The sequence below is a fragment of the Aeromonas diversa CDC 2478-85 genome (assembly GCF_000819805.1).
Lineage (GTDB): Bacteria > Pseudomonadota > Gammaproteobacteria > Enterobacterales > Aeromonadaceae > Aeromonas > Aeromonas diversa.
Window position 1 is genome coordinate 145,800 of the sequence record NZ_CDCE01000033.1, and the last position, 16,043, is coordinate 161,842.

15 protein-coding genes are annotated in these 16,043 nt (G+C 59.8%); 14 read left to right on the forward strand and 1 reads right to left on the reverse strand.

Annotated elements, in window-relative coordinates:
• Positions 1–573: 573 nt before the first annotated feature.
• From rppH to BN1121_RS14180, 8 genes are all read left to right on the forward strand, one after another.
• Positions 574–1,101 carry an RNA pyrophosphohydrolase gene (rppH, locus tag BN1121_RS14145; RefSeq protein WP_005345634.1) on the forward strand — a complete coding sequence of 176 codons (528 nt, stop codon included), beginning with the start codon at positions 574–576 and terminating at the stop codon, positions 1,099–1,101.
• An 11-nt stretch (positions 1,102–1,112) separates the two neighbouring features.
• Positions 1,113–3,386, forward strand: coding sequence for a phosphoenolpyruvate--protein phosphotransferase (ptsP, locus tag BN1121_RS14150; protein ID WP_005345636.1), 2,274 nt, complete (start codon positions 1,113–1,115; stop codon positions 3,384–3,386).
• 90 nt (positions 3,387–3,476) lie between these two features.
• On the forward strand, positions 3,477–4,304 hold the full coding sequence (gene lgt / locus BN1121_RS14155) for a prolipoprotein diacylglyceryl transferase (RefSeq protein WP_005345642.1): 828 nt from the start codon (positions 3,477–3,479) through the stop codon (positions 4,302–4,304).
• Positions 4,301–5,095 (forward strand): thymidylate synthase, encoded by a 795-nt coding sequence (gene thyA / locus BN1121_RS14160; RefSeq protein ID WP_005345645.1) that lies wholly within the window; start codon positions 4,301–4,303, stop codon positions 5,093–5,095. Before lgt ends, thyA begins: the two co-directional genes overlap by 4 nt.
• Positions 5,096–5,261: 166 nt before the next feature.
• Entirely contained in the window at positions 5,262–6,449 is a 1,188-nt protein-coding gene (gene nhaA, locus BN1121_RS14165; protein ID WP_043156906.1) for a Na+/H+ antiporter NhaA, read from the forward strand.
• On the forward strand, positions 6,446–6,856 hold the full coding sequence (locus tag BN1121_RS14170; RefSeq protein WP_005345650.1) for a hypothetical protein: 411 nt from the start codon (positions 6,446–6,448) through the stop codon (positions 6,854–6,856). The genes nhaA and BN1121_RS14170 overlap by 4 nt, the downstream gene beginning before the upstream one ends.
• A complete protein-coding gene (nhaR, locus tag BN1121_RS14175; RefSeq protein ID WP_005345653.1) occupies positions 6,843–7,775 on the forward strand; it encodes a transcriptional activator NhaR in 933 nt (310 codons plus the stop codon). Before BN1121_RS14170 ends, nhaR begins: the two co-directional genes overlap by 14 nt.
• A 52-nt stretch (positions 7,776–7,827) precedes the next feature.
• Positions 7,828–8,130 carry an ArsR/SmtB family transcription factor gene (locus BN1121_RS14180; RefSeq protein WP_005345655.1) on the forward strand — a complete coding sequence of 101 codons (303 nt, stop codon included), beginning with the start codon at positions 7,828–7,830 and terminating at the stop codon, positions 8,128–8,130.
• A 52-nt stretch (positions 8,131–8,182) separates the two neighbouring features.
• On the opposite strand, the gene rpsT is transcribed toward BN1121_RS14180, so the two are convergent.
• Positions 8,183–8,446 (reverse strand): 30S ribosomal protein S20, encoded by a 264-nt coding sequence (rpsT, locus tag BN1121_RS14185; protein WP_005345658.1) that lies wholly within the window; start codon positions 8,444–8,446, stop codon positions 8,183–8,185.
• A gap of 189 nt (positions 8,447–8,635) precedes the next feature.
• Between rpsT and murJ the strand changes: the two genes are divergently transcribed.
• From murJ to ispH, 6 genes are all read left to right on the forward strand, one after another.
• Entirely contained in the window at positions 8,636–10,201 is a 1,566-nt protein-coding gene (gene murJ, locus BN1121_RS14190; RefSeq protein ID WP_005345666.1) for a murein biosynthesis integral membrane protein MurJ, read from the forward strand.
• A 61-nt stretch (positions 10,202–10,262) separates the two neighbouring features.
• Entirely contained in the window at positions 10,263–11,195 is a 933-nt protein-coding gene (ribF, locus tag BN1121_RS14195) for a bifunctional riboflavin kinase/FAD synthetase (RefSeq protein ID WP_005345673.1), read from the forward strand.
• Between the two features lie 82 nt (positions 11,196–11,277).
• Positions 11,278–14,139, forward strand: coding sequence for an isoleucine--tRNA ligase (ileS, locus tag BN1121_RS14200; protein ID WP_005345677.1), 2,862 nt, complete (start codon positions 11,278–11,280; stop codon positions 14,137–14,139).
• Positions 14,139–14,645 (forward strand): signal peptidase II, encoded by a 507-nt coding sequence (gene lspA, locus BN1121_RS14205; protein ID WP_005345679.1) that lies wholly within the window; start codon positions 14,139–14,141, stop codon positions 14,643–14,645. Before ileS ends, lspA begins: the two co-directional genes overlap by 1 nt.
• The gene (gene fkpB, locus BN1121_RS14210) at positions 14,642–15,094 is read left to right on the forward strand and encodes an FKBP-type peptidyl-prolyl cis-trans isomerase (protein WP_005345682.1); all 453 of its coding nucleotides are present in this window, start codon (positions 14,642–14,644) and stop codon (positions 15,092–15,094) included. Before lspA ends, fkpB begins: the two co-directional genes overlap by 4 nt.
• A complete protein-coding gene (gene ispH / locus BN1121_RS14215; RefSeq protein ID WP_005345685.1) occupies positions 15,094–16,029 on the forward strand; it encodes a 4-hydroxy-3-methylbut-2-enyl diphosphate reductase in 936 nt (311 codons plus the stop codon). Before fkpB ends, ispH begins: the two co-directional genes overlap by 1 nt.
• The last annotated feature ends 14 nt before the right edge of the window (positions 16,030–16,043 follow it).

Consider the following 16,043-nt stretch of genomic DNA (forward strand, 5'->3'; position numbering starts at 1 on the left):
CTTTAACGGCTTGTTCAATCACAAACGGCTTGTCCAAGGGTTGAGCAGACCTGTTGCACATACTTATCCACAAAAAAATGGGATAACTCCCATTTTTCTTCCTCATCTCCGCCAGACGGAGAAAATTTTGTCCTTCACGCGCATTTTTACTGCCAAACTGGTCGATAATCTGGGCATCTTTTGTGGATAAAATGAGTTAGAGCGATCTTTGAGCAGGAAAACTTGTTCACAGTCCATAGGACAGATCCTGCGGGGATCTCGATCCGGCAAAAGGATCCTTTTATTCGGTGTATGATTATGTTTTTAAATGATTTATTATCTGTCTATACGATTTTTCAAGACACTAGGCCCATCGAGCGGCCGGCGTAGAATCGGGAGCTATACCAAGATATCCCAAGCTTTTTCCACAGAACAGGTGGGAAACTCGGGCGGTGGGTTACTCGAAAATGTTTATAACTTTGCTTGAAAAGTAAAGTTATCCATGATTCTTCCACTCCGCAGGTGGTTTACCGCCATAAGGCGAATGTGGAACAATCATCCTTAAATCAGATTTAGCCTTGTTAAGGTGATCACGTGATAGATGGTGACGGGTTTCGTCCCAATGTCGGCATCGTGATCTGTAACCGTGATGGACAGGTATTGTGGGCTAAACGCTATGGTCAGCACTCCTGGCAATTTCCCCAGGGGGGCGTCGACGATGGCGAGACCCCGGAGCAGGCCATGTACCGAGAACTCTATGAGGAGATCGGTCTCAAGCCGGAAGATGTTACCGTGCTGGCAACCAGCCGGAACTGGCTCAAGTATCGCCTGCCCAAACGCCTGGTTCGCTGGGACAGTTCACCGGTCTGCATAGGCCAGAAACAGAAGTGGTTTTTGCTCCAGCTCGACAAGAGCAAGGAGTCGCGTATTGAATTTGGCTGTCATGGCCACCCCGAGTTTGATGATTGGCGTTGGGTGAGTTTCTGGTATCCGGTTCGGCAGGTCGTCTCGTTCAAGCGTGAGGTCTATCGCCGGGTGATGAAGGAGTTTGCGCCTATCGCCATGCCGGTCTCGCAGCCGGTGCAACCCAAGAAGGAAAACAGGCGCCACCGCCCCCGTTAAGGAGAACACGATTGCTGACCCAGTTGCGCCATATCGTTGAGAGTATGACGGCGGCTTCCTCCCTCGAGCAGGCCCTGCAGACTCTGGTGCATCTGACCCGCACCGTGATGCAGGTCGACTGCTGCTCTGTCTATGTGGCCGAGCCGGAGCGGCGCTGCTATCGATTGGCGGCAACCGATGGGTTGGCCGAAGCGGCGGTCGGCAAGGCATTTCTTCCCTTCGATGAAGGGATCGTGGGGCTGATCGGTCAACGTGAGGAGCTGATCAACCTGGCCGACGCTCCCTCACATCCGGCGTTCAAGCTATTGCCGGATGTGGCGGAAGAGGCGTTTCGTTCCTTCCTCGGCACGCCGATCATGCATCAGCGCCAGGTGGTTGGCATCCTGGTGGTGCAACAGACCGAGAGCCGCCTCTTCGATGAAGGGGAGGAGTCCTTTCTGGTCACCCTGGCAGCCCAGCTGGCAGCCCGCATCGCTCATGCCCAGGCGCGCAGCCAGCTTAACCGGACCGATTGGGGCAAGCCCCTGCGCGGGGTGGCCGGCTCTCCCGGTGTGGCCATAGCGCGAGCCTGGGTCTGGCGACCGCGCAAGGAGCTCTCTGCCATAGTGCCGCGTAAGGCGGAGGAACCTGAGGCTCAGCTGGGGCGCTTCGATCTGGCCGTAGAGGCGGTCCGCCATGAGCTGGAGGCACTGGCGCTGCGCTTTCGTGAGTCGTCGAGTCAGGACTCGGTGGCGATCTTCGATATCTACCTTCACCTGCTGGCCGACCCCAGCTACATCAAGCCTATTCGTCTGCGTATCGAGCAGGAAGGGTGGACGGCCATCAGTGCCGTCAAACTGGTGAGCGAGACCCTGATCGGGCGCTTCGGATCGATGCAGGATCCCTATCTGAGGGAGCGGGCCAGCGATATCAAGGATATTGCCCTGCGCCTCATCAGCCGCCTGGTGCAGGACGAGCCGGAACACCTGACCATCAGCGAGCGGGTGGTGTTGGTGGCGGAGGAGGTGACCGCGACCATATTGGCCGAGGTGCCGCGCGAGTGTCTGGCCGGCGTGGTCTCCATCAAGGGGTCGAGTAACTCTCACACCGCGATCCTGGCGCGCGCCATGGGCGTGCCCGCCATCATGGGGGTCGAGTTTCCCCTGGCCGAGATCCATCGCCTCATGCTGGTGGTGGATGGCTACAGCGGCGATCTCTTCGTTGAGCCCAAAGAGCCCATCCTGGCCGAGTATCGTCAACTGCTCCATGAAGAGCAGGCGCTGGATCAGTTGGTGCACAGCACAGATGGACACCCGTCGGAAACCCTCGATGGGGTCAAGGTCTCCCTGCTGCTTAACGCCGGCCTCAGCGCCGATACCGAGATCGCCATCAATGATCTGGCGGATGGGGTGGGGCTCTACCGCACCGAGATCCCCTTCATGCTGCACGACAGCTTTCCCTCCGAGTGGGAGCAGACGGCGCGCTATCGGGGGATACTCGAGACCTACCGTAACCGGCCGGTCTGCATGCGGACCCTGGATGTGGGGGGTGACAAGCAGCTTCCCTACTTCCCTATTGTCGAAGAGAACCCGTTCTTGGGCTGGCGCGGCATTCGCCTGACCCTGGATCACCCCGAACTCTTTCTGGTGCAGCTCAAGGCGATGCTGCGTGCCAGCGAGGGGCTCGACAATCTGGCCATCATGCTGCCCATGATCAGCAGTGTGGGCGAGATCCGCGCCGCACGGCGGCTGCTCGATCAGGCCTGGAACGAGGTGTCTCAGGAGGTTGGCGCCCGCGGCGCCGAGATCCGCTATCCTGCACTCGGGGTGATGATAGAGGTGCCCTCGGCCCTCTACATCCTGTCCGAGATGGCTCCGCTCATCGATTTCTGGTCGGTCGGCTCTAACGACCTGACTCAATACTTGCTCGCGGTCGATCGTAACAACGCCCGGGTCGCCAGCATCTATGACTCCTTCCATCCGGCGGTGATCCGGGCCCTGCAACTGCTGGTCGATACGGCCCGTCGCTATGGCAAGCCGGTCTCGGTGTGTGGTGAATTGGCCGGCGAACCTATCGGTGTCTTGGTATTGCTGGCCATGGGATATCGGCGCTTCAGTATGAACACCCGCAATATCCCGCGCATCAAATATGTGCTGCGCAACACCTCTCTGGATGAACTGGTGCCACTGCTGGCGGAGGGGCTCAGGAGCGACTCACCCCATGCCCTGCGTGGGCTCTTCTCTCGCTATCTGGAAGAGCGTGGCATGGGCGGCTTTCTGCGGGCCGGCCACAAGGTGACGGCCTAATCAATCATCTCTGGATTGGCCTGTATGGTTGCCCGATGTGGGGAATGATAGGACAATGCGGCTCTTCAATTTCACGTGACAGAGTCTCCTATGCAAGTGCAAGACGGATATTGGGTATTCCCACAGTTTGATCCTGTGGCCTTCGCCCTGGGACCGCTCCAGGTTCGTTGGTACGGTCTGATGTACCTGTTCGGTTTCGCCTTCGCCATGTGGCTGGCGGGCCGCCGTGCCGATCAACCGGGCAGTGGCTGGACTCGCGATGAGGTCTCCGATCTGCTGTTCTACGGTTTTCTCGGCGTGATCCTGGGTGGGCGAGTCGGGTACGTGCTCTTCTATAATTTCGACCTGTTCCTGGCCGATCCCCTCTACCTGTTCAAGGTGTGGACCGGCGGTATGTCGTTCCACGGTGGCCTCATCGGTGTCATTACCGCCATGGTCTGGTTTGCCCACAAGACCAAACGCCACTTCTTCACCGTGGCCGATTTTGTCGCGCCGCTGGTGCCCTTCGGCTTGGGAGTCGGCCGCCTCGGTAACTTCCTTAACGGTGAGCTGTGGGGGCGCGTGACCGATGTGCCCTGGGCCATGATCTTCCCCGAGGCCGGCATTGAGCCGCGCCATCCTTCCCAGCTCTATCAGTTTGCCCTGGAGGGGGTGGTGCTGTTTATCGTTCTTAACCTCTTCTGGCGCAAGCATCCTCCGCGCGGGGCCATCTCTGGCATGTTCCTGCTCTGTTATGGCCTGTTCCGCTTCATCGTGGAGTTCGTGCGCCAGCCCGACAGCCAGCTCGGCCTCTATTTTAACGAGATCAGCATGGGGCAGATCCTGTCCACTCCCATGATCCTGGCAGGCTTACTGATGATCTGGGTCGCCTATCGCAAACCGGCGCTGTTTGGCGTCAAGGCGGAGGGGACAAAATGAAGGTCTATCAGGAGCTGATGCGCCAGATCCTGGCCGAGGGGACTGACAAGTCGGATCGCACCGGTACCGGTACGCGATCCATCTTCGGTCATCAGATGCGCTTCAATCTGGCCGACGGTTTCCCGTTGGTTACCACCAAGAAGTGCCATCTGCGTTCCATCATCCATGAGTTGCTCTGGTTCCTGCAGGGGGAGACCAACATCGCCTACCTCAAGGAGAACGGGGTCACCATTTGGGACGAGTGGGCCGATGAGAACGGCGATCTGGGGCCGGTGTACGGTGCGCAGTGGCGCTCCTGGCCAACCCGGGATGGTGGCGTGGTCGATCAGATCCAGAAGGCGGTGGACGATATCCGCAACAATCCGGATTCGCGTCGCATCATCGTCTCGGCCTGGAATGTGGGTGAACTCGACAAGATGGCGCTGGCCCCTTGCCACGCCTTCTTCCAGTTCTACGTGGCGGACGGCAAGCTCTCCTGCCAACTCTACCAGCGTAGCTGCGACGTCTTCCTCGGCTTGCCGTTCAACATCGCCAGTTATGCCCTGTTGACCCATATGATGGCCCAGCAGTGCGATCTGGAGGTCGGTGACTTCGTCTGGACCGGCGGTGATGTGCATCTCTACTCCAACCATATGGAGCAGACCGCCCTGCAACTGAGCCGTGAGCCTCGCCCGCTGCCCACCCTGGTCATCAAGCGCAAGCCAGAGTCGATTTTCGACTATCGATTCGATGATTTTGAGATAGTGGGCTATGACCCTTATCCCGGGATCAAGGCTCCCGTGGCCGTTTGAAAAGAGGCGCCGAAGGGCGCCTTAATTGTTTATAGCCTCTTCATTTTTCCATTTTTAACGGTATTAACCTCGGTTTTTCCGAGTATAAAGGTAGTTAGAATCGATTTTTAAAGGGGGAAAGCCTTAACTAGACTGGAGAAATCAAGCACAACGAGGTTTCAACGAAATGAGCGAAATGGTCAAAAGGTTTCTGCGGCTGGAGTCTGCATCGGGGATCATTCTGATCCTGTCGGCTGCCCTGGCGATGCTGCTGGCCAACACCTCATGGTCAGTCGGTTATCAGGCATTTCTGGATACACCGGTGCAGGTTCGTATCGCAGCCCTGGATATCAACAAGCCGCTGCTGCTTTGGATCAACGATGGGTTCATGGCCATCTTCTTCTTGCTGGTCGGTCTCGAGGTAAAGCGCGAGATGCTCGAAGGGGCACTGTCGACCCGTGAGCAGGCCACGTTTCCGGCCATCGCTGCTCTGGGGGGCATGTTGGCGCCTGCCCTGATCTACACCTTCTTCAACTACACCGACGAGATCGCTCGCGCCGGTTGGGCTATCCCGGCGGCAACCGACATCGCCTTTGCCCTCGGCGTCATGGCCCTGCTCGGCAAGCGCGTTCCGCTGAGCCTTAAAGTCTTTCTGTTGGCACTGGCCATCATGGACGACCTGGGGGTCATCGTCATCATCGCCCTCTTCTATACCAGCCAGCTCTCGACCATGGCGCTCGGTGTCGCCCTGGTGGCGGTCGGCGTGCTGTGGTGGATGAATCGACGTGGTGTCGACCGTATCTCTGCTTACATGCTGGTCGGCCTGGTGCTCTGGGTTGCCGTGCTCAAATCCGGTGTGCATGCCACCTTGGCGGGTGTGGTGGTGGGCTTCATGATCCCCATCAAGGGCGTGCGTCATGAGTCTCCCCTCAAGCACCTCGAGCACGCGCTGCACCCCTGGTCTGCCTATCTGATCCTGCCGCTGTTTGCCTTTGCCAATGCCGGGGTGTCGCTGGCGGGGATTGGCCTGGCCGACATGCTCAACCCGGTGCCGCTTGGCATCATGTTGGGGCTGTTCATCGGCAAGCCGCTGGGTGTGTTCACCATCAGCTGGTTGGCTGTCAAAGCCGGGATTGCCAAGATGCCAGATGGCATCAACTTCCGACACATCTTCGCCGTCAGCATCCTGTGCGGGATCGGGTTCACCATGTCCATGTTTATTGCCTCGCTGGCCTTCGAGCACGGTGGCCTGGACTATGGTAACTACTCTCGCCTCGGCATCCTGAGCGGCTCAACCCTGGCGGCCATCGTGGGGTATCTTGCCCTGCGCTGGGCCCTGCTACAGAACAAGCCAACGCAAGGAGACGAGAGATGAGAACCTTTTGGATGATGAGCGTGCTGCTTTCCGGATCGGTATGGGCACAGGGAGAGGGGATCGAGGCGTGCAAGAGCGAGGCGTCCTCCCCCGCGTGTGCCACCTACCTCAACGGGGTTGTCGACAGCGCCCTCATGATGGGCGACCGGCAGGCGCGTGCCACCTTCGGTGAGACGTTTGGCGAGCGGGCCCTCAGCAGTCGGGTCGGTGAGCGTATCAAGCAGACCGGGCGCAGCAGCTGTCGCCATGGCCGGCCCGATCCTTTTCATCTTAAAGGGGTGCTCAGGGAGGAGTTCGCCGCCGGCAAGGTTGACTCGACCAGCGACATGTACGACATTCTGGCCGCAGAGATGAGCTGCCCCGGCAGGCAGCGCACAGCGGAACCAAAACTGGATGTCACACCTTAACTACAACCACCTCTATTATTTCTGGATGACCCAGAAGAAGGGCTCTGTCACCCAAGCGGCAGAGGCCCTTTTTTTGACCCCCCAGACCGTCACCGGCCAGATCAAGCAGCTCGAGCAGCGTCTTGGTGGCAAGCTGTTCAAACGCAAGGGGCGCTCTCTGGAGGCAACCGAGCTGGGTCAGCTGGTCTATCGCTATGCGGATCGTATGTTCAGCCTCTCCTATGAGATGCTCGACATCGTCAATTATCGTAAAGAGAACCAACTCCTGTTCGATGTGGGGATCGCCGACGCCCTCTCCAAACGGCTGGCCAGTCGGGTCCTGCTCTCCGTCATTCCCAATGATGGCTCTATCCATCTGCGCTGCTTCGAGTCGACTCACGAGCTGCTGCTCGAGCAGTTGAGCGAGCACAAGCTCGACATGATCCTCTCCGATTGTCCGGTGGACTCCGCCCAGCATGCGGGGCTGCTTTCCAAGCGTCTCGGTGGCTGTGGGGTGAGCTTCTTCTGCAAGGCTCCCTTGCCGGAGCGCCCCTTCCCTGCCTGCCTCGAAGAGCGGAAGTTGTTGATCCTTGGCCGTCGTACCGCCATGGGACGTCAGCTGACCCAGTGGTTTGAAGAGCAGGGGGTGACGCCCAATATACTGGGGGAGTTTGACGACGCGGCCTTGATGAAGGCTTTTGGCTTCTTCAATCAGGGTATCTTCATGGCCCCCTCTATCTATCGGGAGGAGATCCTGGAGAGTGAGGGAGTGGTGTTGCTGGGGGAAACCCAGGATCTGAAGGAGGAGTATTACGTCATCTTCGCCGAACGGATGATCCAGCATCCTGCGGTGAAGCGCATCTGCGAGAGCGACTTCTCTCCCTTGTTCACCGAGAGCGAAAACCTCAACAACCTCTCACCGTTCGCGACCGGATTTTAAAAACGGCTCACTCCCAGTATGATACAACCCTTTCATCTATCGGAGAGCGGTCATGGAACTCGAGCAGATGGAGGCGAATGCGGCCCGCGCTGTTGCCCTGCTCAAGGCGCTGGCAAACGAGCGTCGGCTCTTTATCCTGTGTCATCTACTGGATCGGGAGCTGTCGGTCGGTGAGCTCAACTCCATACTGGGTTTAAGCCAATCGGCCTTGTCGCAGCATCTGGCTGTGTTGCGTCGAGATGGGTTGGTGGGGACGAGAAAACAGGCGCAGACTGTCTACTATTCTCTCAACAGTCGCGAGGTGCGGGAGGTGATAGCGTTACTCCATCGCCTCTACTGCAGCGAAGGGCAATAAAAAACCGGCATTTCTGCCGGTTTTTTCGTTCGATCGAACTTCGAGGCGTAGATTAGGCCAGAGCCTTGATCTGAGCAGCCAGACGGCTCTTGTGACGAGCAGCCTTGTTCTTGTGGATCAGACCCTTGGTGGCCATGCGGTCCAGGATCGGCTGAGCCTTCTCGAAAGCGGCAACTGCGGCAGCCTTGTCACCGGAAGCGATAGCAGCGATCACTTTCTTGACGTAGGTGCGGGTCATGGAACGACGGCTGGCATTGTGCTGACGACGTTTCTCTGCCTGAATCGCGCGCTTCTTAGCAGATTTGATGTTAGCCAAGTTAAACTCCTAAAACTGTCTTAGCGAGTGTATTGCAAAGGCCGAGGAATATGCCTCTGCAACCACATTTTGTCAAACAATTTGTGCAAATAAGCACCGACCCCCGATGGTGTGTCAGCGGGCGTGCGGGTAAACTGTCGGCCGATTCTATCAGCATTCATTTCTTTCTGACAGTTCCCGAGGCCTTCCTTGAGCAAGAAATTGATTAAATCGGGCATGATCGTCTCGTTCATGACCCTGCTGTCCCGCATCATGGGGCTGGTGCGCGATGTGGTCATCGCCAATCTGCTGGGGGCGGGGGCGGCGGCCGACGTCTTCTTCTTCGCTAACCGCATCCCCAATTTCCTGCGCAGGTTGTTTGCCGAGGGGGCCTTCAATCAGGCGTTCGTGCCGGTTATGACCGAGTACAAGAAGGAGGGGAATGAGGATAAGGTGCGCGAGCTGCTGGCCGTGGTGTCCGGTACTCTGGGAGGGATCGTCACCATAGTGACACTGCTCGGGGTGCTCTTCTCCGGCGTCCTGACCGCGCTATTCGGCTGGGGTTGGTTCTGGGATTGGTTGCACGGGGGGCCGGCTGCCGAGAAGTTCGAGATGGCGAGCCTGATGCTCAAGATCACCTTCCCCTACCTCTGGTTTATCACCTTTACCGCCATGGCGGGGGCGGTGCTCAATACCTTCGGCCGCTTCGGGGTCTCTTCCTTCACCCCTATCTTTCTCAACATCACCATGATCGCCGCCGCCTGGTGGATCTCGCCGCTGCTCGACGATCCCGAGCTGGCGCTGGCGATCGGGGTCTTTCTCGGCGGCCTGGTACAGTTCCTGTTTCAGTTCCCCTTTCTGCGCCGGCTCAACATGTTGGTGTGGCCCAAGTGGGGGTGGCATCACCCTGGGGTTGTGAAGATCCGCACCCTGATGATTCCGGCTCTGTTCGGCGTCTCGGTCAGCCAGATCAACCTGCTGCTCAACACCATGCTGGCCTCCTTCCTTGCCACCGGGGCTATCAGTCATCTCTATTACTCCGATCGCCTGCTGGAGTTTCCGCTCGGCCTCTTTGGCGTCGCCATCAGTACGGTGATCCTGCCCGCGCTGTCACGCAAGCATGTGGATGCGGATGCGGCGGACTTTTCCCGTACCATGGACTGGGGGGTGCGCATGGTTCTGCTGCTGGGATTGCCCGCCATGCTGGGAATCGCCGTGCTGCGTGAACCCATTCTGCGGGTGCTCTTCATGCGCGGTGAGTTCGGTATGCATGAGGTGACCATGTCCAGTGCCAGCCTGCTGGCCTCTGTCTCGGGATTGCTCTCGCTGATGCTGATCAAGGTGTTGGCCCCCGGCTACTACGCCCGGCAGGACACCAGGACGCCGGTGCGCATCGGCATCATCGCCATGGTGGCCAACATGGTCTTCAACCTGGCCTTCATCTATCCCCTCGACTACGTTGGGTTGGCCCTCTCCACCGCCTGCTCGGGCACCCTCAACGCCATCTTGCTCTATCGCGGACTTCGCAAAGGCGGGATCTATACCATCTCGCGCGAGACCTGGCTCTTCCTGCTGAGACTGGTGATCGCCAGTGCGACCATGGCGGGTCTGTTGGCCTGGCTCTCGCCCGATCTGGCTCAGTGGGGCGAGTGGTCCATGCTTAAGGCGACCCTGGAGCTGACCAAGCTGTTACTGCTCGGTGGCGCTGCCTATGCAGTAGTGTTGCTGGCCGGCGGAATCCGCCCCCGTCATCTTAAAGCCGGACGCGAGGGCTGATCGCAGGGCCCGGCTGAGATATAATCCGGCGATTTCGACAGCAGCAAGATACAAGGCACTGATGGAGCTTATCCGCGGTATCCACAATCTGCGCCCCCCTCACAAGGGGTGCGTGTTGACCATTGGCAACTTCGACGGGGTGCACCTTGGTCACCGCGCCGTGTTGGCGCGGTTGCAGGAGAAGGCGGCCAGCCTTGGTTTGCCCGCCTGTGTCATGCTGTTCGAACCGCAGCCTCTGGAGCTCTTTGCCGACGCCAAGGCGCCTCCCAGGCTGACCCGTCTGCGTGAGAAGGCCGAGGCCCTCAGGGGCATAGGCATCGACCGGGTGCTCTGTGTCCGGTTCAGCCACGCCTTCGCCGAACAGTCCGCCGAGACCTTTATCGAGGATCTGCTGGTTGGCAAGTTGGGGGTCCGTTATCTGGTGGTGGGGGACGACTTTCGCTTTGGCAAGGGGCGAGAGGGGGACTTCCACCGGCTGGAGACGGCGGGGCAGCGCTTTGGTTTTGAGGTGATCAGCACCCAGAGTTTTAACGTCTCCCGCCAGCGGGTGAGCAGCACGCTAGTGCGCGAGGCCCTGCTGGCTGGCCGTATGGCCGAAGTGGAGCTGATGCTGGGGCGCCCCTACAGCATCAGCGGGCGGGTAGCCCACGGTGACAAGTTGGGCAGGACCATAGGGTTTCCCACTGCCAATCTGGCCCTGAAGCGGCGTGTGGCGCCGGTCAGTGGCGTCTATGCGGTGGAAGTGTTATGTTCCGGCAAGACTTTCCCCGGCGTTGCCAATGTGGGGCAACGACCCACTCTGAACGGCACTCAGGCCCGTTTGGAGGTTCATCTGTTTGACTTCTCCGGTGATCTTTATGGTCAGCAGGTCAAGGTGCTGCTTCGCCACAAGTTGCGCGAAGAGCAAAAATTTGCCTCGTTTGATGCCTTGAAGGCGCAGATTGAACAGGATGCCCGCACGGCCCGAGCCTGGTTCGGGCTGGTTGCGGGATGACCGTTTCGTACTCAATTTAATGCACTCTTTAGTGATGACTCTTTAGTTATGACTCTTTAGTTATGAAGGGAACCCAGGATCGATGAGCGACTACAAACACACCCTGAATCTTCCGGAAACCGAGTTTCCGATGCGCGGCGATCTGGCCAAGCGTGAACCCCAGATGCTGCAGCGCTGGAACGATCAGGATCTCTACGGCACCATCCGTAGCGTCAAGAAGGGCAAGAAGTCCTTCATCCTGCACGATGGCCCTCCCTATGCCAACGGCAACATCCACATCGGTCACTCCGTTAACAAGATCCTCAAAGACATCATCATCAAGTCCAAGGGCCTGTCCGGCTTCGACTCTCCCTATGTGCCGGGTTGGGATTGCCACGGCTTGCCCATCGAGCTGAAAGTGGAAGGCATGGTCGGCAAACCGGGTGAAAAGGTGACCCCGGCCGAGTTTCGTGCCGAGTGCCGCAAGTATGCCAAGACCCAGATCGAGGCCCAGAAGGCCGACTTCATCCGTCTCGGTGTGCTGGGTGACTGGGAACATCCCTACCTGACCATGGACTTTGGCACTGAAGCCAACATCATCCGTTCCATGGCCAAGATCGTGGCCAACGGTCACCTGCACAAGGGCTCCAAGCCGGTGCACTGGTGTACCGATTGCGGCTCTGCCCTGGCCGAAGCCGAAGTTGAGTACTACGACAAGAATTCCCCCTCCATCGACGTCCGTTTCAAGGCGGCCGATGAGGCAGCCGTGGCCGCCAAGTTTGATTGCGCCGAAGGCCATTTCGGCCGTGGCCCCATCTCTGCCGTGATCTGGACCACCACTCCGTGGACCCTGCCGGCTAACCGCGCCATCGCCATGCACGCCGACCTCGACTATGCGCTGGTGCAGGTCGAAGGAGACAACCCAGAGCGTCTGATCCTGGCCACCGAACTGGTCAAGGACGTGATGGACCGCGCCGGCATCGAGCACTACCACAATCTGGGCTTTGCCAAGGGTGCTGCGCTCGAGCTGGTTCGCTTCTGCCACCCCTTCTACCACTTCGATGTCCCTGTGGTGCTTGGCGATCACGTCACCCTGGACGCCGGTACCGGCGCCGTCCACACCGCGCCTGGCCACGGCCCCGAGGACTTTGCGGTCGGTCAGAAATACGGTCTGGAAGTGGCCAACCCGGTTGGTAGCAACGGCGTCTATCTGCCCGATACCGAGCTGTTCGCCGGTCAACACGTGTTCAAGGCCAATGCGTCCGTGGTCGACGTGCTGACCGAACGCGGTGCCCTGCTGCACCATGAGGTATTCAACCACTCTTATCCACACTGCTGGCGTCATAAGACCCCGATCATCTTCCGTGCCACCCCCCAGTGGTTCATCAGCATGGATCAGAACGGCCTGCGTAAGCGTGCGCTGGAAGAGATCGATCGTATCGAGACCCAGGGGATCGCCGAGCACGGCCAGAGCGGTTGGGTTCCGGCTTGGGGTAAAAACCGTATCCAGGCCATGGTGGAAGGTCGTCCGGACTGGTGTATCTCCCGTCAGCGTACCTGGGGTGTGCCCATCTCCCTGTTCGTCCACAAAGAGACCCAGGCGATCCATCCGGACTCTGTGCGCCTGATGGAAGAGGTGGCCAAGCGGGTCGAACAGGCCGGTATCCAGGCCTGGTGGGATCTCGACAAGGCCGAATTGCTCGGTGCCGATGCGGATCTGTATGACAAGGTGCCCGACACCCTGGACGTCTGGTTCGACTCCGGCTCGACCCACGCCTCTGTGGTTGACGCCCGCCCCGAGTTCAACGGCAAGCCGGCTGACATGTATCTGGAAGGCTCTGACCAGCACCGCGGCTGGTTCATGTCGTCGCTCATGATCGGCGTCGCCATGAAGGACAAGGCCCCCTACAACCAGGTGCTGACCCACGGCTTCACCGTAGATGGTCAGGGCCGCAAGATGTCCAAATCCATCGGCAACGTGGTGAGCCCTCAGGATGTGATGAACAAGCTGGGTGCCGACATCCTGCGTCTGTGGGTCGCCAGTACCGACTACACCGGCGAGATGACCGTCTCGGACGAGATCCTCAAGCGCTCTGCCGACGCCTACCGCCGTATCCGTAACACTGCCCGCTTCTTGCTGGCCAACCTGAACGGCTTCAATCCGGCGACCGACATGGTGGCACCGGCCGACATGGTGGTGGTAGACCGTTGGGCCGTGGGTCGCGCCAAGGCCGTACAGGAAGAGATCATCGAGGCGTTCGATGCCTACAACTTCCACGGTGTGACCCAGAAGCTGATGCAGTTCTGCTCGGTTGAGATGGGCTCCTTCTATCTGGATATCATCAAGGACCGTCAGTACACCGCCAAGGCCGACAGCCTGGCCCGCCGCTCCTGCCAGAGCGCGCTCTATCACATCGTCGAGGCCATGGTGCGCTGGATGGCGCCCATCATGAGCTTCACCGCCGACGAGATTTGGGCCCTGCTGCCGGGTGAGCGCGCCGAGTTCGTGTTCACCGAAGAGTGGTACCAGGGACTGTTTGGCCTGGCTGCCGACGAGCAACTGGGTGACGCCTTCTGGTCCGAGATCCTCGACGTGCGTGGCGAGGTCAACAAGGCCCTGGAAGCGGCTCGTGGTGAGAAACGCATCGGTGGCTCCCTGCAGGCCGAGGTGACCCTCTATGCCAAGCCGGCGCTGGCCGAGCAACTCAAGGCCCTGGGCGACGAGCTGCGTTTCGTGCTGCTCACCTCCAAGGCCAGTGTCGCGGTCGCCGAGTCGGCTGCCGAGGGTGCCGTGGCGACCGAGCGTGACGATCTCTGGGTGAGCGTGGTGCAATCGTCCGCCGCCAAGTGCGAGCGTTGCTGGCACCATGTGGAAGACGTGGGCACCATTGCCGGTCACGAGCAGATCTGTGGTCGCTGCGTGACCAACGTCGACGGTGACGGCGAAGTCCGTTCCTTTGCCTGATGGGTGACATGATGCAACAAAAGAGTGGCCTGCGTTGGCTGTGGCTGGCCGCCCTGGCCTTTATCCTTGACCAGGCGACCAAGCTCGCCGTGGTCAAGATGCTGCCATATGGCTACCCGGGGGTGGAGATCACCCCCTTCTTTAACCTGGTGCACGTCTACAACAAGGGGGCTGCTTTCAGCTTCCTGGCCGATCAGGGAGGCTGGCAGCGCTGGTTCTTCGCGGCGTTGGCCTTCGCCATCTGCGGCCTGCTGACCCACTGGCTGCGCAAGCAGCCGGTCGAGCAGAAGTGGAGCGGCATCGCCTATGCCTGCATCATCGGCGGGGCGCTTGGTAACGTGTTTGACCGGTTGGTGTTGGGCCATGTGGTCGATTTCCTCGACTTCTACTGGGGTCGTGCCCACTGGCCGGCCTTCAACCTGGCTGACAGCTTCATCTTCATCGGTGCCGCCATGATAGTGCTGGACGGTCTGCGTGGCGACAAACAGAGCAAGGAGCACGCATGAGCCGAGTCATTGGGGCCGACAGTCAGGTCATCTTCCATTTCACCATCAAGCTGGAAGACGGCTCGGTGGCGGATAGCACCCAGCTCGGCGGCAAGCCGGCCAAGCTGGTGATGGGCGATGGCAGCCTGACCCCGCACTTCGAGGCCTGCCTGCTGGGCCTCTGTGCCGGTGACGCCAAGAGCTTTACGCTGGCACCGGAGCAGGCCTTCGGCCTGCCCAATCCCGACAACGTCCATCACCTGGATCGCGCCAAGTTCGGCGCCGATGCCGAACCCGAGGTGGGTGCCATCATCGGCTTCAGCCTGCCGAACGGCGGCGAGATCCCGGGGATAGTCCGGGCGGTGGAAGGGATGTCGGTGACCGTCGATTTCAATCACCCCCTGGCCGGGCACACCGTGACCTTCGAGGTCGAGATCCTGGCCGTGGACGAGGAGCTGGAGGAGGCCTGATGGAGATCCTGCTTGCCAACCCCCGCGGGTTTTGCGCCGGTGTCGACCGCGCCATCAGTATCGTCGAGAGTGCCCTGGAGAAGTTCGGGGCGCCCATCTACGTGCGGCATGAGGTGGTGCACAACCGCTACGTGGTCAACAAGCTCAAGGAGGCGGGGGCCATCTTCGTCGAGGAGATCGACGAGGTGCCGGATGACAACATCGTCATCTTCTCCGCCCACGGTGTCTCCAAGGCGGTACGCGAGAAGGCCAAGGCCCGCGCCCTCAAGGTGTTCGACGCCACCTGTCCGCTGGTGACCAAGGTGCACATGGAGGTCCATCGCGCTAGCCGCAAGGGCTCCGAAGCTGTGCTCATCGGTCACGCCGGCCACCCCGAAGTGATTGGCACCATGGGCCAGTACGAGAACCCGAATGGGGGCATGTACCTGGTGGAGACCCCGGATGACGTCGCCACACTCCGGGTGAAGAACCCGGACGATCTCTGCTTCGTCACCCAGACCACCCTGAGTGTGGACGAGACCTCCGACGTCATCGACGCCCTGCGCCGCCATTTCCCCAAGATCCAGGGGCCGCGCAAGGATGACATCTGCTATGCCACCCAGAACCGCCAGGACGCCGTGCGTGAGATGGCCGGTCTGGTGCAGGCCATGCTGGTGGTGGGGTCGCGCAACTCCTCCAACTCCAACCGCCTGCGCGAGCTGGCGGAAAAGGTGGGGGCGCGTGCCTATCTCATCGATGATGCCGCCATGATAGAGCCCCAGTGGCTGGAAGGCGTGGCGCGCATCGGTGTGACCGCCGGCGCCTCTGCCCCTGAGGTACTGGTGCAGCAGGTGATAGGCCGGTTGCGCGAGTTGGGTGGCGAGATGGTGGCCGAGCACCCGGGCCGCGAAGAGAACGTGGTGTTTGAGGTGCCCGCCGAGCTGCGGATCCTTTAAAAGCGAATGCCGGC

What these genes read in the sequence shown, in the direction of transcription:
- ribF (WP_005345673.1), top strand. Translation starts at nt 10,263, where the DNA reads ATGGAGCTTATCCGCGGTATCCACAATCTGCGCCCCCCTCACAAGGGG.
- BN1121_RS14180 (WP_005345655.1), top strand. Translation starts at nt 7,828, where the DNA reads ATGGAACTCGAGCAGATGGAGGCGAATGCGGCCCGCGCTGTTGCCCTG.
- BN1121_RS14170 (WP_005345650.1), top strand. Translation starts at nt 6,446, where the DNA reads ATGAGAACCTTTTGGATGATGAGCGTGCTGCTTTCCGGATCGGTATGG.
- thyA (WP_005345645.1), top strand. Translation starts at nt 4,301, where the DNA reads ATGAAGGTCTATCAGGAGCTGATGCGCCAGATCCTGGCCGAGGGGACT.
- lgt (WP_005345642.1), top strand. Translation starts at nt 3,477, where the DNA reads ATGCAAGTGCAAGACGGATATTGGGTATTCCCACAGTTTGATCCTGTG.
- ileS (WP_005345677.1), top strand. Translation starts at nt 11,278, where the DNA reads ATGAGCGACTACAAACACACCCTGAATCTTCCGGAAACCGAGTTTCCG.
- nhaR (WP_005345653.1), top strand. Translation starts at nt 6,843, where the DNA reads ATGTCACACCTTAACTACAACCACCTCTATTATTTCTGGATGACCCAG.
- lspA (WP_005345679.1), top strand. Translation starts at nt 14,139, where the DNA reads ATGGGTGACATGATGCAACAAAAGAGTGGCCTGCGTTGGCTGTGGCTG.
- nhaA (WP_043156906.1), top strand. Translation starts at nt 5,262, where the DNA reads ATGAGCGAAATGGTCAAAAGGTTTCTGCGGCTGGAGTCTGCATCGGGG.
- ispH (WP_005345685.1), top strand. Translation starts at nt 15,094, where the DNA reads ATGGAGATCCTGCTTGCCAACCCCCGCGGGTTTTGCGCCGGTGTCGAC.
- fkpB (WP_005345682.1), top strand. Translation starts at nt 14,642, where the DNA reads ATGAGCCGAGTCATTGGGGCCGACAGTCAGGTCATCTTCCATTTCACC.